Raw genomic sequence first — 18,338 nt, forward strand, 5'->3', positions numbered from 1 at the left:
GAGGGGCCTCCCCTCGCACCCGTACACGGTGTCCAGCCGAGTCCAGCCGTGTCTAGCCGTCGATGTCGAGCGCCGTCCCGTACAGCCGGTCCACCTTCAGCCGGAGGACCACCCGGCGCTCGGCGACCTGCTGCTCCAGGAACGCGTCCTCGTCCTCGGGCCGCGCGTCCGCCGGGATCATCCCGAGCAGCTCCCGTCCGACCGCGTCACCGGGGACCGTCGTGACCCCGGAGACCTCGGCCTCGCCCTCGGCGACGGCGAACGACCACACGTCGTCGCCCGGTACGTGCAGGGCGGCATGCGGGTCGCGGCGCAGGTGCTGGACCTTGATGCGGTCGACCGTCGTCGAGAACCGCACGATCCGGGCGTCGGCGTCCCAGCTGTAGACCATCGTGGTCAGGTGCGGGTGACCGGTACGCCGGACAGTGGCGAGCGTGCCGAACCGCTGCCGTCCGAGCAGTTCGGAGAGCGCTTCGTCGGACAATGTGCGAGGTGCGGGCCCTTGAGTCATGCCGTGATCAACTCCCTTGACCCCTTGGGTATTTCAATTCACCTGATGGCTCCGTCGGGGATCCTGTGACGGACGGGGCGTTCAAAAAGGGGTGGACGCCCCCGGGATACTGGTTGTCATGGCCGTCACCCAGCAGCTTGCCCGAGTCTCTGCGGAGTATCTCGCCGACTGCCGGACACACGCCGAGGAGTCCTTCGAAGGCGATCACCAGTGCAACCCGCCGGCGGCCGACTGCCTCGACCTGGACCGGGCGCCGGCCATGCTGGAACGTGTCTGCGAGATCGCCGGAGTCGGCGAATTGCACCTCGCCGTGCTCAGGCGGGCCACCAACGGCGGTGTGGCGATGCTGCCACTCGACAGTGATCGGCGGGGGCGGGTATGTCGGCACAGTTGTTCACCTTGATCGGTGTGCTGGTCGGGGCGGCGGCCTCGTACGTCGGTGGGGCCCTGATGGAGCGGGCCCGATGGCGGCGCCAGCTCACCACGAGGTGGGACGAACACCGTCTGGACTGCTATCTGCGCTATGCCGACGCGGTGAAGCGGTTCACGTCACTGGCGGGCCGGCTGGCGGCGGGGAAGGGCCTTTTCCCTCTTCCTCAGCCACTCGCCGAGGAAGCCGGTCTGGAGCTGATGGCGGAAGTCGAACTGGAGCGCGGCTACGCCTTCGAGGCCGTCCTCCTCATGGGCGACGCGGAAACCATCTCGGCGGCCAGAGCGCTTCAGCGCCACGCCTGGGTCCTGGAACAGTTCGTTCGCGACATGCGCCCCGGCACACCGGACGACTGGATGAAGGCGTTCCGTGAGTTCCAGGAGAAGCGCGACGAGTTCTACGTAGCCGCCCGCGACAGCCTGGGCGTGCACGCCAAGTTCCGGCTGCGCTCGGACGATCCCGCCCTCCTCGCCACCGATCCCCGCCATATGTAGACGATCCCCGGCTACGGGTCGTCGAGGCGGGGCTTCGAGGCGTTCGGCCTCGCGGGTGCCGGTCAGTTCGCCGACGGGCCGGTCAGGGAGTCGAGTTCGGCTGTGAAGAGCAGGGTCGGGTCGAAGCCCATTCCGGTGAAGTGGCCCGCCAGTTCGAGGGACAGGACGCCGTGCAGGCGGGTCCAGCAGGTCAGGGCCCGCTGGAGGGCGGCGGGCGGGGCGGCGTGGCCGTTCGTCCACTGGTCGCCGAGGCCTTCGAGGTGGGTGGCGAGCGGGGTCGGCGGACCGTCGGCGGGCAGGTCGGCGCAGGCGTCGAGCAGGGCCGTCATGATCTCGGACGCGATCGTGGTGACGTCGTCGGGCGCGTGGTAGCCCGGGACGGGTGTGCCGTAGACGAGGAAGTACCGGTGGGGATCGTCCAGCGCCCAGTCGCGCAGTGTGTGGGCCAGTCCGGTCAGGCCGCCGCCGGCGGCCGAGGTGGTGCGGAAGGCGTCGGCGAGGCTTCGGTACGCGTCCCGGACGAGCTCGGTGATCAGCTCGTCGCGGCCGGCGAAGTACCGGTACAGCGCGGGTCCGCTCATCCCCATCTGCTTGGCGATCGCGTTGAGGGAGAGCGCCGACGCCCCCGCCGTGGCGATCTGCTCCCACGCGCGCTCCTTGACCTCCGCACGCACCTGGGCGCGATAGCGCTCCCGCGGGGTCGTCGTGCCCGTCTCGGCCATGGCCTGCCGCCACCTCTCCGCTCTCACGCACTCGCGTCTACATCCCCAAGATTTAGTTAGAGGCTATCACGAAGGTTATTGACACTCTCCTTGGATCTGCGTTACAACTTCTAACGAACGCAAGCACAAGTAACGCTCACTGGAGGTCGTCATGAACGCCGAGGGACTCGTCGAGGTCGTCCTGCCGGGCAAGGTCGAGCCGGAAGGGCTGCGGATCCGGCACGGAGCCGTCCCCACCCCGGGCCCCGGGCAGGTGCTGATCCGGATGGAGGCGACCGGGGTCTCCTTCGCCGAACAGCAGATGCGCCGCGGCCGCTACTACGACCAGCCGCCGTTCCCCTTCGTCCCCGGCTACGACCTGGTCGGCACGGTGCTGACGACCGGTGAGGGCGTCGAGCCCGGCCTGGCCGGCACCCGGGTGGCCGCACTGCTCAAGGTCGGCGGCTGGTCCAGCCATGTGCTCGTCGACGCCGCCGACGTGGTGCCGGTGCCCGTCGGGATCGACGCGGCGGAGGCGGAGACCCTGGTGCTCAACGGCATCACCGCCTGGCAGATGCTGCACCGCAAGGCACGGGTCCGCGCGGGCGGCACCATCGTCGTGCACGGCGCCAACGGTGGCGTCGGCTCGGTCCTGGTCCAGCTGGCCCGGGCCGCCGGCATGCGGGTGATCGGCACGGCGTCCACGCGCCACCACGACGCCCTGCGCCAACAGGGAGTCACCCCCGTCGACTACCGCACCGACAACCTGGCCGCGCGGATCCGCGAACTCGCCCCCGGTGGCGTGGACGCCGTCTTCGACCACGTCGGCGGCCGGGGCATCGTCGACTCCTGGCGCCTGCTCGCCCCCGGCGGCACGCTCGTCTCGTACGGCACCGCCTCCACGCGGGACGACGAGGGGTCCAAGCAGTGGCCGGTGCTGAAGCTGCTCGGCCGGCTGTGGCTGTGGAACGCGCTGCCCAACCGTCGCCGCGCCTACTTCTTCAACGTCTGGGCCGGCCGCGCCCTGGCCAAGAACCGCTTCCGCGCCCGCCTGCGGAGCGACCTCACCGAGCTCTTCGCCGCCCTCCAGCGCGGTGATGTGACGCCCCGGATCGCGGCCCGGCTCCCGCTCACCGAGGTCGCCGAGGCCCTCCGTCTGGCCGAGTCCGGAACGGTCGCGGGCAAGGTCGTCCTCCACCCGTAGGGGGCCTTCACCCGTAGGCGTCCTCCGCCCGTGTCTGGGGGCGCTCGCACCCCGCGCCCCGCGCCCCGTACTCCTCGCACGCCCCACGCCCCACGCCCCACGCCCCACGCCCCACGCCCCACGCCCACCGGCCACCAGGCCACCAAGCCATCAGACCAAGGGAAACCTCATGCTCGGCACCAGGACATCGACGTACGCACTTCCGCTCGCACTCGCCGTCGTCGGCACCCTCGCCGCCACCACCCCGGCCGCCCAGGCCGCGCCCGCCCAGGCCGCGTCCGCCCCGACCACCGCCCACCACAGCGGTGCCTCCCAGTGCCGAGGACGGGGGGTGGACGCCTCCGCCCGTATCCGCTACCACTCCGACGTGGTGATCAAGGCGCCGCTGAGTACCGTCTGGAAGCTCCAGACCGATGTCGAACGCTGGCCGTCCTGGCAGTCGCCCGTCCTCACCGCCGAACGCCTCGACCCCGGCCGGCTCGGGAGGGGTTCGCGGTTCCGCTGGACCACCCCGGCGCCCGCCACGCCCAACACCCCCGCCACCACCCTCGAGATCACCTCCACCGTCCGGCAACTCCAGCGCGGGGCCTGCGTCCTGTGGAGCGGACCCGCGATCGGCCAGGGCCTGCGGATCGACGAGGGCGTCCACCTGTGGACCTTCACCGAGGTCAAGGGCGGTGTCCGCGTCCACACCGAGGAGACCTGGACCGGCGCCCAGGTCGAAGCCGACGTCCCCACCGCGACCGCGGCACTCGGCGCGGGCCTCGAAGCCTGGCTCCACGACCTGAAGACCACCGCCGAACACCGCCGGAGGTAACGGCGACCGCGTGCGAACCTCTACGCCGGGACCCGGTACGAGCCGGTGTGGCGAGTGTGGCGCAGGTCACGGGAAGTCGGTGTCGAGTGCCGGACAGCTCATTGAGGTGAGCACTCATATGCGTACCCGGGTACGGGCCGGGGAGTCGAGCGCGTTCGCGGAGTTGTTCGACGACTACGCCCGCGCCGTCTACAACCATGCCTTCCGGCTGACCGCCGACTGGTCGACGGCCGAGGACGTGATGGCCGCGACGTTCATGGAGGCGTGGCGGCTGCGCGACCGGGTCGACCCCGAGGGCGGCTCCCTGCGGCCCTGGCTGCTGGGCATCGCCACCAACACCGCCCGCAACCAGTACCGCAGCAACCGGCGGTACCGGGCGGCGGCCGGCGCCGCCGCGGCGGCCGAACTGTCCGTCCCCGACCACGCCGACGAGGTCGCCGACCGGATCGACGACCGGCGGCGGCTCGCGACGGCCCTCACGGCCCTGGCCGGTCTGCGCAGACCGGAGCGCGAGGTCGTGGCGCTCTGTCTGGGGGAGGGGCTGGACTACGAGGCCGCGGCCGAAGCCCTGGGGATCCCGGTCGGCACCGTCGCCTCCCGTCTCTCCCGGGCCCGCAAGAAGCTGCGGGCGCTCGCCGCGGACGAACCGGCCCGCCGCCCGGCGCCCGACCGGACGCATGACCGGACGCCCGACCGGACGCATGACCGGACGCCCGACCGGACGTCCGAGAAAGTCCGCGGAAATCGGGAAGGCGGCCGCATCGGCCGACAGGTAAGAGGCGATCACGCAAACGTGGTCCGGCCCGCGCAGGGAGGAAACCGATGAACGCGAACACGTCCCGGCAGAGTCCGGCCGAGGGGGCGGAGAGCGCACAGCTCTTCGCCCGGACGGCGCGTGACCTGCCGACGGGCCGTCACCAGTTCCACAAGGAGCGTCTGATGGCCCAGATTCACGAAGCGCGACAGGAAGAGCGCACGGCGGCGGCCGCCCCGGGCGGCACCCGGCGGCTGCGGCTGCCGCGCCCGGCGATCACGCTGCCCGTGCTGGCCGCCGCACTGGCCGGCGTGGTCGTCGTCGGGGTGGCGAGGACCGGGGGCGACGGGGTCAGGGACGGCGGTGTCGCCACCGGACCGGCCCTGACCACGACCGTCGGCGTCGCCACCACCAAGGGCCTGCCCCAGCTGCTCGACCAGATCTCGCTGGCGGCCGCCGAGGACGACCACCCGGTGGCCAAGCCCGGTCAGTACATCTACATCGAGTCCAAGTCGGCCGACACCTTCCTGAAGACCGTCGACGACAAGACCACCCTGGCCAGTCACCAGCTGCACACCCGTCAGCTGTGGGACTCCCCGGACGGCACCAAGGGCTGGCTCATCGACCCCGCCGTCAACGACAGCCCCGAGGGCGAGACCCTGAGCCTCCCCGACGAACTGGGCAACACCCCGAAGGCGCACCTGGGCGCCCCGTCGTACGACTACCTGGCCAAGCTGACCACCGACCCCGACGAGCTGCTCGCCAAGATCTACAAGGAGACCGAGGGCCAGGGAAACACCCCGGACCAGCAGGCCTTCACCACCATCGGCGATCTGCTCTCCGAGAGCTACCCGCCGGCGGAGCTGTACTCGGCGCTGTTCAAGGCCGCCGCGAAGATCCCCGGTGTCGTGGTCGTGAACGACGCGGTGGACGCGGTCGGCCGGCACGGGGTGGCGGTGGCCCGGCTGGACGAGGCCAGCGGCCAGCGCGAGGAGTGGATCTTCGACACGAAGACCCACGTCTTCCTCGGTGAGCGCTCGGTCCAGGTGAAGCGGCTCAGCGGGACGGACGCCCTGATCAAGCCCGGCACGGTCACGTACACCAGCGCCATCCTGAACCGGGCGATCGTCGACGGCATCAAGCAGACGCCGTCCCAGGCCGGCTGAGCCGAGTACGCGATCAGCGGGTGACGTCGAAGACGGCGGCACGGGACACGAACGCCGTGCCCCCGTCCTTGGCGGTCGCCAGCGCCGAGACGTGCCAGCTGCCCCGGGGCAGCTCGGCCGCCTCCGCCGCGGTGACCTTCACCGTGTAGGTGCAGCGTGCCTTCTCGGCCGAAACGCTCCGGCACACGGCACTCTCCACGTCCCGCAGGTCGTCCTCGGTCGGGTCGAGCTTCGAACTCACGGGCCATGCGATGACCTTGAGGCCCCGGACGCCCGAGTCGTCACTCACGTCCGCGGTGAAGGTGAGTGCGCCCGCACTGCCGTCGGACGGGGCGACATAGCGGGCCGAGCCGTTCGCCACGGTCGGCTCGGTGGCGCCGTAGGCCATGGCGAGACCGCCGGCGGCCACTCCGCCGAGGACGACGACACCGACGATCGACGAGACGAGAACGCGCTTGGACATGGGAGATCCCCCTGGATTCGCTGGTTGGGCTTGATTCGCTGAATTCGCTGAATTCGGTGCGGAGAAGCGGTGGTCGACCGCCTTCTCGATGTGATCGAGGCTAGGGCCGGGGGCCGGGGCCTGTCCTCGCGCTGCGGGACGATCGCCGTGTCGAACCGCAGGTAGAGGAACTGCAACCCAGGTAAGAGAACGAAATCCGCCTCCAGCCGGAGGGAGGCCCGCTCACCTGCGGCTTAGCCTGGACCGGCCATGAAACGAACCGACGACCGGCTGCTCCCGGTCCTGCTGATCTGCGCCCAGGCCGCCGTGTGGCCGGGCGCGGAACTGGTGCGCGGGGCCGTTCCGCCCGCGTCCGCCCTGCTCGTGGCGGCCCTGGTGGCCGGTCCGGTGACGGCCGCGCTCGCCCTGCGCCGCACCCGCCCGGTGACGGCCCTCGTCGTGGTCGCCGCGGCCTGCGCGTTGGGTGCGGGGCCGCTGCCCACCGGGGCGATGGCGGTCCTCGGGACCGCGGGGGTCGCGCTGGCCCTGTTCACCGTGGCGACCGAACGCGACACCTTCACCGCCGTGTTGTCCGGGACGGCGCTCGCCGTCTGGCAGCTGCTCCAGGACATCAGCCTGCACGGGATCGGTGACCGCGACGGACTCGACCTCGTCCTGACCGCGATGCTGTACGCGGCCGCGTGCGGCGCCGGCCTGCTGGTACGGCGGACCCGGCGCGCACGCCGAGCGGCCGAACGGACCCTGAAGCGGGCCGAGGCCGAACGGCACCGGCTTCCGGCGGTCGAACGACGGCGTATGGAACGGGAGTTGCATGACGTCAGCGCCCACCATCTGACGGCCGTCGTGGTCACGGCGGGAGCAGCACTCGGGCTGCGCGACCGTCGTCCCGAACTCGCCGACGAGGCACTGGAGTTCGCGGCGGAGACCGGCCGCGAGGTCACCCGGGCGCTCGGCGCGGTGCGGGCGCCGACGCCCTCCCGGGAGGAACTGCCGTCGCCGGAGGAACGGTTGCGGGCTCTGGTGGAGGGATTCCGCCGGCTGGACCAGCCGGTGGACTGCGAGATCGACGCCCTGCCGGACGGCGTGGTCGCGGACGCGGCGTACGGCATCGTGCGCGAGGCGCTGACCAACGTGGCGCGGCACGCACCCGGAGCGCACACGACCCTTCTGGTCCGGTACGGCGACACCCGTACGGAGGTCGTGGTCACGAGCGCGGCACCGACGGCCGGTTCGGCGGCGCACGGGGCGGACCTGGGCGGCGGCCGCGGCCAGGGTTTCCTGCGGGCCCGGGCCCGGGAGGCGGGCGGCAGCCTGACCAGCGGCCCGACGGCGGACGGTGGCTGGGAGGTACGTGCGGTGCTGCCCGGCCGGACCGCCGCCGCGACGGAACGGTCCGTGCCGCGGAACTACCGCCTGGCGCAGCTGACGGCCGCCGCCGGCCTCGTCCTCCAGCCGTTGCTTCCCGTCCTGGTCATCCGCGCACAGCCCACGTCGAGCGGGACGCAGGTGTCCGCCGGTGTGCTCTTCGCCCTGCTGGCGGCGGCGCAGGCGGTCGCGCTGCTGTGGCTGCGCCGGGCGCCCCGCACCGCCCAGGGCGTCCTGCTCGGGCTGGCCCCGCTCTGGCCGGTGGCGATGGCCGCGGGCGACTACACCGGCCCGGTCGCCCTGCCCCCGGTGCTGAGCATCCTCGCCACCTGCACGGCGATCGCGGCGCACGCGTCCGGCACGGCGGCGGGTGGGGGTTCCGCTGCCGGAGGGCGACGTCGCGTGGCCCGGGCCTCGTTGCTCCCGGTGGCGGCCGTGGTCGTGCACGCGGTGGCCTTGGTGGTCGCTGTTCTGGGTCGGGGGACGACGGTCCCCCTCTGGGCGCTGGTCGGTTGGGCCACGGCCGGGGTGGCCCTGGCGGTCGGCGCGGCCTGCTGGGGCGGGGCCCTGCGGGGGCGGCGCGACCGGGCCGCCCGCGGCACCCGGGACGAACGCCTCGCCGCCTGGACCGAGGAGGCCGTGCGAGACGCGTGGGCCGAACGCCGTCGGATCGCCGCCGGACTGGAGACCACCGTGCTGGCGCGCACCGCCGACATGGTCACGGAGGCCGAGGCGGGCCGGCTCGACGCGACCGCCGAACGCGCCCGCGAGGCGCTGGCCGCGATGCGTGCCCTGCTCGACACGGTCCGCCAGGGGCGGACAGCGCCCGAACTGCGGCCACAGCCCACCCTCCAGGCGCTCGACCTGCTCGCCCGCCAGTGCCGGGCCACCGGCCGCGATGTCGAGATACGGTTGACCGACCGGGTGCCGGAGCGGCTGCCCACGGTGGTCGACCTGGCCGCCTATCATGCCGCCGAGACGGTGCTGGCGGCCGGCGGCGAGGAGCCCGCGGTGCTCGAACTCGACGCGGACGGCGCTACGTTGATCCTCACAGCCACGGGTGTGCCGCGCGCCGCCCGCCCCGCCGTACGGGAGCGTCTTGCGGCACGGGTCGCGGCGCTCGGCGGCACTCTGACCACCGGTCGACCGGGCACGGTCGGTCTCCGGCTGCCCCTCGCGCCGGTTCCGCAGCAGGGCGACGAGGAGAGGGAGCGATGAGCCTCAGGGTGCTGGTCGTCGACGACCAGGGCATCGTACGGGCGGGGTTCGCCGCCGTGATCGACGCCGAGGAGGACCTGACGGTCGTCGGCGAGGCCGCCGACGGCGTCGCCGCGGTGCGTCTCACCGAGGAGTTGGCGCCCGACGTGGTCGTCATGGACGTCCGGATGCCCGAACTGGACGGCATCGCCGCCACCCGGATCATCACCGGCCGGGAGAACGCGCCCCGGGTCCTGGTGCTGACCACCTTCGACCTCGACGCGTACGTCTTCGACGCGCTGCGCGCCGGCGCCTCCGGATTCCTGCTCAAGGACGTGCACCCCGCCGAACTGCTGCACGGCATCCGGGTGGTGGCGGCCGGCGAGAGCGTGCTCGCCCCCTCCGCGACCCGCCGTCTCATCGGCCACTACGCGTCCGGAGCGGGTCCCGGGCAGCGGGCGGGAGGCGGCTCCCGCGAGCTGGACAGTCTGACCGCCCGCGAACGGTACGTCCTGACGCTGATCGCGACGGGACTCAACAACGCGGAGGTCGCCGAGGAACTCGGGATCACCGTCGGAACCGTCAAGTCCCATGTGAACGCGCTGCTGCGCAAGCTGGGTCTGCGCGACCGCGTCCAGGCGACGATCCTCGCGTACGACCTCGGCCTCGCCCATCCGAACCCGCCGGGCACCCACCTCTGACGGCACTCCACCGGGGCCCCGACGCCCCGGCCGTCCGACGCCCCCGGCCGTCCGACGCCCCCGGCCGTCCGACGAACCCTGACGACCCCGACCACCGCGATGATCACCACAACCGAGGAGTCCACCCGTGACCGGTACCGGTTCCGGCCGAACCTTCCCCCGACGTCCGCGTCACCCGCTGCGTCACCGGCTGGGCCACGCCCTCGGTGACGTCTTCGCCCTTGTCTACCTGGCGCTCTGCGCGGGCCTGCTGGTGTGGGCGACCGTGGTGACCGCTCTCGACAGCTCGGACGAGTCCATGGCGGGTGTCATCCCCGTGTTCGCCACCGCTCCGGCAAGCTTCGTGTTCATCGTGCTGCCGGACGGCATCGCGATGTTCGTCGTAGCCGTCGTGTTCGGCGCGCTGGTCAATGCCACGGTCATCGGCTGGTGCGCCCGCGCCCTGCGCCGCGGCGAGCGCCCGGATCCGACCCTCTGAGCTCAGCTGGAGCTGTCGGACGTCTCGTCCGCGGCGCGGCGGTACTCGGCGTTGATGCGCTGAGCCTCCTCGAGCTGGTCCTCGAGGATGACGATGCGGCACGCGGCCTCGATCGGGGTGCCCTTGTCGACGAGCTCGCGGGCGCGGGCGGCGACCCGGAGCTGGTAGCGGGAGTACCGGCGGTGTCCGCCCTCCGAGCGGAGGGGCGTGATCAGCCGGGCCTCGCCGATGGCGCGGAGGAAGCCCGGGGTGGTGCCGAGCATCTCTGCGGCCCGACCCATCGTGTACGCGGGATAGTCGTCGTCTTCCAGACGACCACCGAGCGGGGTATCTGCTGTCATTTCACCTCGTTGAGCAACGCGTCGAGGGGCCCTGGTGCCGTACGGCACCAGGGCCCCGAGGGAAATTCAACACCATCGGTCGGCTGTACTGCTGTGCCGACCTTCTGTTTTCGCTACCTGGGCCCGTCGTACGGGCGGAGGCGCGTGGATCGCGGCTGCGTGACCGGGGACCACCTTCCAATCCATGGCCTTGCGGTACCCGGACCCGGAAGCTTCCTCGGGCCGGGCGATCCTGATGGCGTATGCGTTTCCGTCCTTCCTCTGAACCGACCACTTCCTGGTCGTGCGTACGCAAGAAACGTTACCCAAGCCGCATGCCAATGTCTACCCTGGCGAGAGTAGATTTCAGATCTTCGGGGGTGCAGATACCTCCCGCGCCCGTACAACGCCGAGAGGGCCCTGCCGACGGGTGTCGGCAGGGCCCTCTCGGTGCTTCCGGGTTTTCGGCCCGTCAGGCCTCCCACGTCCCGGGGGCGCCGAGCAGCGCCGAAGCGCTCTGGAGCGGCGTCATGACCTGTACGGGGGTGGCGGTGGGGTGCTCGTGGCAGGTGAAGCCGAGACGGACCATCGCCCGGACGACCTCGCCGCCGGTGAAATCACGGCGGTCCTGGCGGGTGATGATCTCCCCCACCTGCTTGACGGGGTAGCGGCGGCGACCGATGGTCACGGACTCACCCGTGACGGGCTCGGGCGGGATGCCCTTCATCGAGTCCATGACGCCGTCCTTGGTGAGGTCGAACGGGTACCGGGCGATGACACAGCGCATGTTGCCTCACAGAGAGAAGGAGCAGGGCCTCGACGAGGGCCGGACCGGGGCGTCGAGCACGTCCCGCAGGCGGAGCCGGTCCGTGTACGTGGCAGCGGCGCGCAGAACGGCCAGCTGGGCCCGGGTGACCGAGCCCGTGCACTGGTCGTCCCCGTCGCAGAGGAGCAGATGGTCGACCCGGGCACCGGCCATGACGGACAGGGCGACCTCGACGGTCATGTCGTCACGGACCCGCGGCCCGGAATGGTCGTGAAGTCGCCACGTCCGTACCGGGTGCGTCTGGACCGATGTCACTGGTGCCTCCTGCGGAGATGGGTCAGCCTTTCGGCCGCGTGAACCGGGTCCGGCATCAGGCCGCCGGGTTGACTGCGGGCCGGTTCCGGCCAGGCCGCCCGCGGCGGCCCCGGGACGCGGAGGACCGGGACGAGGAGGACGAGGGGGACGAGGACGACGACGCGCGGCGACGGGGCACGGCCGCGGCCGGCGCGGTGATGACCACCGGGACACCGGAGGGCGTCCGGGCACCCGTCACGCGGCTCAGCTCCGCCTCACCCGAGCGGACCTGGGTGATCTGCGGGGTGATGCCGGCCGAGACCATCAGCCGGCTCATGCCGCGCCGCTGGTCGGGGGTCACCAGGGTCACGACGCTGCCGGACTCGCCGGCCCGTGCCGTACGGCCGCCGCGGTGCAGATAGTCCTTGGGGTCGCTCGGCGGATCCACGTTGACGACCAGGTCGAGGTTGTCGACGTGGATGCCGCGGGCCGCGACGTTGGTCGCCACCAGCACCGTGACGTGGCCGTCCTTGAACTGGGCCAGCGTCCGGGTCCGCTGCGGCTGGGACCGGCCACCGTGCAGGGCCGCGGCGCGGACGCCGTTGTGCAGCAGGTGCTTGGTCAGCTGGTCCACCGCGTGCTTGGTGTCCAGGAACATGATCACCCGGCCGTCGCGTGCCGCGATCTCGGTGGTCGCCTGCTGCTTGTCCGTGCCGTGCACGTGGAGCACGTGGTGCTCCATCGTGGTGACGGCGCCCGCGACCGGGTCGACGGAGTGGACCACCGGGTCGACCAGGTAGCGGCGGACCAGCAGGTCCACGTTGCGGTCGAGGGTGGCCGAGAAGAGCATCCGCTGGCCGTCGGCCCGCACCTGGTCGAGCAGCGCGGTGACCTGGGGCATGAAGCCCATGTCGGCCATCTGGTCGGCTTCGTCGAGGACGGTGATGTCGACGGCGTCCAGTCGGCAGGCGCCCCGGTCGATCAGGTCCTTGAGTCGGCCCGGCGTGGCCACGACGACCTCCGCGCCGTTCCGCAGCGCGCCGGCCTGCCTGCCGATCGACATCCCGCCGACGACGGTGGCCAGTCGCAGCCCCACGGAGCGGGCGTACGGGGAGAGCGCGTCGGTGACCTGCTGGGCGAGTTCGCGGGTGGGCACGAGGACCAGCGCGAGCGGCTGTCGCGGTTCGGCGCGCCGGCCCGCCGTACGGGCCAGCACCGCGAGTCCGAAGGCGAGGGTCTTGCCCGAGCCGGTGCGGCCGCGGCCGAGTACGTCACGGCCCGCGAGTGAGTTCGGCAGGGTCGCCGCCTGGATCGGGAACGGTATGGCCACGCCCTCGTGACCCAGCGCGGCCAGCAGCCCCTCCGGCATGGCCAGCTCGGCGAACGACTCGACGGCGGGCAGCGCCGGAGTGATCGTCTTCGGCGGCGCGAACTCGCCCTGGGGCGAGATCCGTCGGCGTCCGCCGTCGTTGCCTCGGCGGGGAGCGCCGGAGCGGTCGGGCCGGGAGCGGTGATCGGCGAAGCGATCGTTCCTGCGGGTATGCGTGCGTGCGTAGTTCATGGGGACCTTCCTTGATGCGTCGGCGCGTATCAAGGAATTCCCGCGGCACTGGTGCGGCGCTGAGAATCGCGAGAACGGGCCAAAGGTGATGGCGTCGAATCGGGTCGACGGCGAAAAATGCGCCGCGGGTTTTATCCGCGTGAAAGCAGCGAGCTGGGGCCCGCACCCCAAGGTGCGGGCCCCAGCTGCGAAATTATTGTGTCCGCGTCTGCGTGGGTCAGGCGGGAACGATGTTCTCGGCCGTCGGGCCCTTCTGGCCCTGGGCGATGTCGAACGTCACCTTCTGGCCCTCCTGGAGCTCGCGGAAGCCCTGGGCGGCGATGTTCGAGTAGTGGGCGAAGACGTCGGGACCGCCGCCGTCCTGCTCGATGAAGCCGAAGCCCTTTTCAGCGTTGAACCACTTCACGGTGCCAGCAGCCATTTTGAATCTCCTTCGGGAACGGTGTCGGAATCCACCCTGTGTGGATCCCGGTCGCCGTGATGATCACCCCGTCGGAAAAAACCTTCTGGAGACCACAACTGCAACTGCTAAAGACAGTAGCATGCCGCGATCGACGTTGCGTGACCGATAATTACGCTCCGTCTGTCGGCCGAGAAATACTCATCGCGTGTCCCGTCCATTTCTCACTTTGCGACAACAGATAATGCCTCACCGGTACCGCCGGGGCCGTGGTGTGGCGCGGCGACAAGGGGTCGCCGCGCCACGGTTGCGGTGTGCGGGAATGCCGGGGTCAGGTCGCGGTGCAGGTGACCGTCGGCCAGGTCCAGGAGCCGTTGGTCTGGATGGTGACACCCCAGTTGTTGCCGCCGCCGTTGGGCTTGGCGGTGAGTACCTGTGCGCTGGGGTAGGTGGCGCTGATGTTCCAGGTGGCGATGATCTTCTCGGGGGAGGGGACGTTCATCGTCACCGTCCAGTTGCTGGAGCCGGTGACCGCGACGTTGAGGTTGTACCGGTCGCTCCACTGCTGGCCCGCGGACAGGGTCGCGGTGCAGCCGCCGGTGCCGCCACCGCCACCGCTGTCGTCGGGGGCCACGGCCCGTCCGGTCTGCGGGGAGATCTTGCCGGCGCACAGGCCGCGGGCGGCCAGGCCCTGCGCGATGCGCGGGATCGCGGCGAGGGTGTTGGCGGGCCAGTCGTGCATGAGGATGACCTGGCCGTTGGTGAGCCGGCCGGCGGCCTGCACGATCGCGTCGGTGCTCGCGTTGTTCCAGTCCTGCGAGTCGACGTCCCAGATGATCTCGGTCAGACCGTACTTGGCCTCGACCGCCTTCACGGTCGCGTTGGTCTCGCCGTACGGCGGGCGGAACAGCACCGGAGTGCCGCCGCCCGCTCCGGCGACGGCCGCTTGGGTCCGGGAGATCTCCGAGTCGATCTGCGCCTGGCCGAGCTGGGTCAGATGCGGGTGCGTGTAGCTGTGGTTGCCGACCCACATGCCGGCGTTCACCTGGGCCCGGACCAGGGACGGATTGGCGGCGGCGTACTGGCCCTGGTTGAACATCGTGGCCCGTAGCCCGTTCTGCGTGAGGGCGTTGAGCAGGGCCGTCGTGGTGCCGCCCGGGCCGTCGTCGAAGGTGAGCCCGACGTACCCGCTGCACGCGGCGGCCTGCGCCGGGGCGGCTTGGACGGCGTGGACGGTGAGGGTGCTCGCGGCGGCCGTCACGACGACGGCCAGCCTCGTGACCAGGGCGCGTAAGGAGAGTTGTGGTCTGGTGCTCATACGGGGTGGTCCTCCAGCCTGGGGCGGGGTGTGGGGGTCAGCTCGCGGTGCAGGAGACCGTCGGCCAGGTCCAGTTGCCGTTGGGCTGGATGGTGACGCCGAAGTTGTTGCCGCTGCCGTTGGGTTTGGCGGTCAGCACCTGGGCGCTCGGGTAGGCGGCGCTGATGTTCCAGGTGGAGAGGACCTTCGCCGGGGAGGGCACGTTCATCGTGACGGTCCAGTTGCTGGAGCCGGTGACCGCGACGTTGAGGTTGTACCGGTCGCTCCACTGCTGGCCCGCGGACAGGGTCGCGGCACAGCCGCTGCTGCCGCCACCGCCGCCCGAACCGGTGCCGTCCACCGTGATGTTGGAGTTGCCGCTGCTCTGGTATCCCTCGGTGGCGAGGATCATGTAGTAGCTGAAGCTGCCGAGGGTCATTCCGGCGCGGGCCCAGGCGTCGAAGTGGTTGCCGGTGGTGATGGTGCCGCCCGTCCGCTTCGACTGCCGGACGCTCCAGTACTGGTCGAAGGTCTTGGTGCCCTCGACGGACGGGGCGTTGTACCGCGTCGTCTTGTAGATGTCGTACGTACCGCCGTCGCTGGTGACGGTGCCCATGTGTGTGCCCGTGGGCCGGTAGGTGCCCCAGTTGTCGACGATGTAGTACTCCACGAGCGGGTTCGAGGTCCACCCGTAGAGGGCCAGGTAGGCGTTGCCGGACGGGTTGAAGGTGCCCGAGTAGGTGACACTCCGGCGTCCACCGTTGCTCCAGCCCTTGCCGGCGACGAAGTTCCCGGTGTTGCTCCAGGAGGTGCCGTAGTTGCCGCCGGAGCCCAGGTTCATGGAGACCGTGCCCTGCGAGTCGGTCCAGAACGAGTAGTAGTACCCGTTGTTGGTGCCGGTCTGGTTCGTGGTGACGACCGTGTCGGCGTGCGCGGTGCCGGGCAGGGTGAGCGCGGCCACGGCGACCAGCAGCATGGTGCAGACACCGCTGATGAGCAGCCTGATCCGCTGTGCGGGTGCGGTTTTCATGTGCGTGCTTCCTCCTCGTCCTCATACGGCCGATGACGGCGCCAGTGTTGGCCGGGGCACGACAACTGTCAATACTTTCGGTTCCCGTTTCGAAACATTCGAAGTGCCTGGAAGGCGTGCGTGGGGAAGTCTTTGCTGTTCAGTAGCTGTATCGACGTGAATTCATCAATTCGCCGACGCAAGATCGGTAAAGTCAAGATCAAGAGACCTCGGGTGAATTCTTCGAATGTTTCGAAACTGCACCGATCTTTCCAGGCTCTCGCGCCGGTGCGACGCCTGCCTCGCCTACGCCCCTCTGGCGCGTCGCGTCAGCGAGTCGAAGACCACCGCGGTGAACAGCACCCCGCCCGTGATCATGAACTGGATCGGGGGCTCGACCCCCAGCAGCGCCATGCCCGAGCCGATCGACTGGATGATGAGCACCCCCAGCAGCGCGGACCAGGTCGAGCCGCGTCCGCCGAACAGGCTGGTGCCGCCGATGACGGCCGCGGCGATGGCGTTGATCAGCAGCACGCCGGAGCCGGAGATCTGGCTCGCCGAGGTGAGCCGCGACGCGATGAACAGGCCGCCGACCGCGGCCAGGGTCCCCGACACCATGAACACCGAGATCCGCACGCGCGCCACGTCGACGCCGGACCGCCGGGCCGCCTCCGCCCCGCCGCCCAGCGCGAGGACCTGGCGGCCGTAGGGCGTGCGGCGCAGCACGAGGTCCGAGGCGACGACGACCGCCAGGAAGATCAGCAGCGCCAGTGGCAGCCCCTCGAACCGGCCCAGCACGTAGACGACGGAGAACGCGACCAGCGCGAGCAGTGCCGTACGCGCCCAGATCCCGCCCACCGGCCGGCACGGCATCCCGGCGGCGGTGCGGCGCCTGTGTTCATGGAGGGAGACGAGCAGGAAGGCGGCCGTGCAGAGCGCCGCCAGACCGTAGGCGGCGACGGCGGAGTCGAAGTAGCGGCTGGTCAGCGTGGCGACCAAGCCGTCCTCGCTGAAGTTGATGGAACTGTCGGGACCCAGCAGGTAGAGCGTCACGCCGTTCCAGACCAGCAGACCGGCGAGGGTCACGACGAACGCGGGTACGCCGATCCTGGCGAAGGAGAACCCGTGGACGGCCCCGGCGGCCGCGCCGCACAGCACCGCGATGAGCACGGCGAGCCACTCCGGCATCCCGAGGTTCACGTTCAGCGACGCGAACACGGCCCCCGCCAGGCCGGCGAGCGAGCCCACCGCCAGGTCGATCTCGCCGATCAGCAGGACGAAGACGATGCCGACGGCGACCATGCCGGTCCCGACGATGTCCACGCTGAGGACGGACAGGTTGCGCGGCGAGAGGAAGTTGTCGTTGAGGCCCTGGAAGACGATCCAGGTCACGGCGAGAGCGAGCAGGACCGGGACGGGGCCGAGCCCGCCTTCACGCAGCCTGCGGCGCATCGCGTCGGTGGGGGCACCGAGAAGCCCGGCAGGCACGCCGAGACGTCCGGCGTACGCCCCGAGACGTCCGGCGTGGGCCCGGTGGCCGTCGTCCTCCCGGTCGGCGGCGGACGCTGCATCGGCGGTGGGCGTGGCATCGGTGGCGTGGGTCCGGTTCCTCCTCCCCCTCAGGGCCATGCTTCCTCCGGGCGGGTCGTGCGGTGCGCCACGGCGTTGTCCGACGCGCCGGTGATGGAGGAGATGATCTGTTCCTGGGAGGTGGTGGTCACGTCGAAGAAGCCGTTGTTGCGGCCGAGGCGCAGGACGGCGACCCGGTCGGCGACGGCCTTGATGTCCCCCATGTTGTGGCTGATCAGGAGCACCCCGAGGCCCTGGTCGCGCAACTCCTCGATGAGGTCGAGGAGCTGGCTGGTCTGCTCGATGCCCAGGGAGGCGGTGGGCTCGTCGAGCAGGACGAGCCGGGGCTCGCCGAGGAACGAGCGGGTGATCGCGACGACCTGCCGCTGACCGCCGGACAGCGTGGCGAGCGGCACGCGCACGTCGGGGATGCGGATGGACAGGGTCTTGAGCAGCTCGCGGGTGCGGCGCTCCATCTCCACCTCGTCGAGGATGCCGAGCCGGTGGATCTCCCGGCCGAGGAAGAGGTTGGCGACGACATCGAGATTGCCGCACATCGCGAGGTCCTGGTAGACGGTCGCGATCCCCAACACCTGGGCGTCCTGTGGACGCCTGATCTGGACGGCACTGCCCTGCCACTCGATGAGGCCCTTGTCCGCGGGACCGACCCCCGAGATCACCTTGACCAGGGTGGATTTACCGGCGGCGTTGTCGCCCATCAGGGCGACCACCTCCCCGGCCCTGATCTCCAGCTCGACGTCCGCCAGCGCCTGGACGGCGGCGAACCGCTTGGAGACACCGCGCAACGCCAGCAGGGGCTGAGCCGCCACGGGGCCACCTC

General features: G+C 71.0%; 21 protein-coding genes. 9 read left to right on the top strand and 12 right to left on the bottom strand.

Annotation, left to right across the window (positions count from 1 at the left end; translation table 11 throughout):
- Nucleotides 1–52 precede the first annotated feature (52 nt).
- Nucleotides 53–511, bottom strand: coding sequence for a pyridoxamine 5'-phosphate oxidase family protein (locus G9272_RS23580; protein ID WP_171398406.1), 459 nt, complete (start codon nt 509–511; stop codon nt 53–55).
- Nucleotides 512–629: 118 nt separating this feature from the next.
- On the opposite strand from G9272_RS23580, the gene G9272_RS23585 reads away from it, so the two are divergent.
- Nucleotides 630–914 (top strand): hypothetical protein, encoded by a 285-nt coding sequence (locus G9272_RS23585; RefSeq protein WP_171398407.1) that lies wholly within the window; start codon nt 630–632, stop codon nt 912–914.
- On the top strand, nt 890–1,435 hold the full coding sequence (locus G9272_RS23590; protein WP_171398408.1) for a hypothetical protein: 546 nt from the start codon (nt 890–892) through the stop codon (nt 1,433–1,435). Before G9272_RS23585 ends, G9272_RS23590 begins: the two co-directional genes overlap by 25 nt.
- Nucleotides 1,436–1,497: 62 nt before the next feature.
- Here G9272_RS23590 and G9272_RS23595 read toward each other — a convergent pair whose 3' ends face one another.
- On the bottom strand, nt 1,498–2,157 hold the full coding sequence (locus G9272_RS23595; RefSeq protein ID WP_171398409.1) for a TetR/AcrR family transcriptional regulator: 660 nt from the start codon (nt 2,155–2,157) through the stop codon (nt 1,498–1,500).
- Nucleotides 2,158–2,308: 151 nt separating this feature from the next.
- Between G9272_RS23595 and G9272_RS23600 the strand changes: the two genes are divergently transcribed.
- From G9272_RS23600 to G9272_RS23615, 4 genes are all read left to right on the top strand, one after another.
- On the top strand, nt 2,309–3,340 hold the full coding sequence (locus G9272_RS23600) for a medium chain dehydrogenase/reductase family protein (protein ID WP_171398410.1): 1,032 nt from the start codon (nt 2,309–2,311) through the stop codon (nt 3,338–3,340).
- Between the two features lie 169 nt (nt 3,341–3,509).
- On the top strand, nt 3,510–4,157 hold the full coding sequence (locus tag G9272_RS23605) for an SRPBCC family protein (protein WP_171398411.1): 648 nt from the start codon (nt 3,510–3,512) through the stop codon (nt 4,155–4,157).
- 118 nt (nt 4,158–4,275) lie between these two features.
- Nucleotides 4,276–4,983: an RNA polymerase sigma factor gene (locus G9272_RS23610; RefSeq protein ID WP_171398412.1), complete on the top strand. Its 708-nt coding sequence runs from the start codon at nt 4,276–4,278 to the stop codon at nt 4,981–4,983.
- Nucleotides 4,980–6,077: a CU044_5270 family protein gene (locus tag G9272_RS23615; RefSeq protein WP_171398413.1), complete on the top strand. Its 1,098-nt coding sequence runs from the start codon at nt 4,980–4,982 to the stop codon at nt 6,075–6,077. The genes G9272_RS23610 and G9272_RS23615 overlap by 4 nt, the downstream gene beginning before the upstream one ends.
- Before the next feature lie 13 nt (nt 6,078–6,090).
- On the opposite strand, the gene G9272_RS23620 is transcribed toward G9272_RS23615, so the two are convergent.
- Nucleotides 6,091–6,540, bottom strand: a complete 450-nt coding sequence (locus tag G9272_RS23620; protein ID WP_171398414.1) for a DUF5707 domain-containing protein — start codon at nt 6,538–6,540, stop codon at nt 6,091–6,093.
- 249 nt (nt 6,541–6,789) lie between these two features.
- Here G9272_RS23620 and G9272_RS23625 point away from each other — a divergent pair, with 249 nt between their 5' ends.
- The 3 genes from G9272_RS23625 (at nt 6,790) to G9272_RS23635 (ending at nt 10,281) form a co-directional block, all read left to right on the top strand.
- Nucleotides 6,790–9,123: a sensor histidine kinase gene (locus G9272_RS23625; RefSeq protein ID WP_171398415.1), complete on the top strand. Its 2,334-nt coding sequence runs from the start codon at nt 6,790–6,792 to the stop codon at nt 9,121–9,123.
- Nucleotides 9,120–9,803: a response regulator gene (locus tag G9272_RS23630; RefSeq protein ID WP_171398416.1), complete on the top strand. Its 684-nt coding sequence runs from the start codon at nt 9,120–9,122 to the stop codon at nt 9,801–9,803. The genes G9272_RS23625 and G9272_RS23630 overlap by 4 nt, the downstream gene beginning before the upstream one ends.
- A 127-nt stretch (nt 9,804–9,930) precedes the next feature.
- Nucleotides 9,931–10,281: an SCO4225 family membrane protein gene (locus G9272_RS23635; protein WP_171398417.1), complete on the top strand. Its 351-nt coding sequence runs from the start codon at nt 9,931–9,933 to the stop codon at nt 10,279–10,281.
- Nucleotides 10,282–10,283: 2 nt separating this feature from the next.
- Here G9272_RS23635 and G9272_RS23640 read toward each other — a convergent pair whose 3' ends face one another.
- The 9 genes from G9272_RS23640 to G9272_RS23680 all read right to left on the bottom strand — a co-directional run bounded on the left by G9272_RS23640 (nt 10,284) and on the right by G9272_RS23680 (nt 18,327).
- Complete coding sequence (locus tag G9272_RS23640) at nt 10,284–10,622, bottom strand: MerR family transcriptional regulator (RefSeq protein WP_171398418.1); 339 nt, start codon at nt 10,620–10,622, stop codon at nt 10,284–10,286.
- A 451-nt stretch (nt 10,623–11,073) separates the two neighbouring features.
- Nucleotides 11,074–11,388 carry an SCO5918 family protein gene (locus tag G9272_RS23645; protein ID WP_171398419.1) on the bottom strand — a complete coding sequence of 105 codons (315 nt, stop codon included), beginning with the start codon at nt 11,386–11,388 and terminating at the stop codon, nt 11,074–11,076.
- 6 nt (nt 11,389–11,394) lie between these two features.
- On the bottom strand, nt 11,395–11,607 hold the full coding sequence (locus tag G9272_RS23650; protein WP_253267911.1) for a CBS domain-containing protein: 213 nt from the start codon (nt 11,605–11,607) through the stop codon (nt 11,395–11,397).
- 130 nt (nt 11,608–11,737) lie between these two features.
- A complete protein-coding gene (locus G9272_RS23655) occupies nt 11,738–13,222 on the bottom strand; it encodes a DEAD/DEAH box helicase (protein WP_171398421.1) in 1,485 nt (494 codons plus the stop codon).
- 217 nt (nt 13,223–13,439) lie between these two features.
- Complete coding sequence (locus G9272_RS23660; protein ID WP_020133169.1) at nt 13,440–13,643, bottom strand: cold-shock protein; 204 nt, start codon at nt 13,641–13,643, stop codon at nt 13,440–13,442.
- 310 nt (nt 13,644–13,953) lie between these two features.
- On the bottom strand, nt 13,954–14,940 hold the full coding sequence (locus G9272_RS23665; RefSeq protein ID WP_171398422.1) for a polysaccharide deacetylase family protein: 987 nt from the start codon (nt 14,938–14,940) through the stop codon (nt 13,954–13,956).
- Nucleotides 14,941–14,977: 37 nt separating this feature from the next.
- Nucleotides 14,978–15,949 (bottom strand): glycoside hydrolase family 11 protein, encoded by a 972-nt coding sequence (locus tag G9272_RS23670; protein WP_171398423.1) that lies wholly within the window; start codon nt 15,947–15,949, stop codon nt 14,978–14,980.
- A 285-nt stretch (nt 15,950–16,234) separates the two neighbouring features.
- The gene (locus tag G9272_RS23675; RefSeq protein WP_437184293.1) at nt 16,235–17,557 is read right to left on the bottom strand and encodes a sugar ABC transporter permease; all 1,323 of its coding nucleotides are present in this window, start codon (nt 17,555–17,557) and stop codon (nt 16,235–16,237) included.
- Nucleotides 17,548–18,327: an ATP-binding cassette domain-containing protein gene (locus G9272_RS23680; RefSeq protein ID WP_171398424.1), complete on the bottom strand. Its 780-nt coding sequence runs from the start codon at nt 18,325–18,327 to the stop codon at nt 17,548–17,550. The genes G9272_RS23675 and G9272_RS23680 overlap by 10 nt, the downstream gene beginning before the upstream one ends.
- Nucleotides 18,328–18,338 lie beyond the last annotated feature (11 nt).

Source organism: Streptomyces asoensis, from assembly GCF_013085465.1.
GTDB lineage: Bacteria > Actinomycetota > Actinomycetes > Streptomycetales > Streptomycetaceae > Streptomyces > Streptomyces cacaoi_A.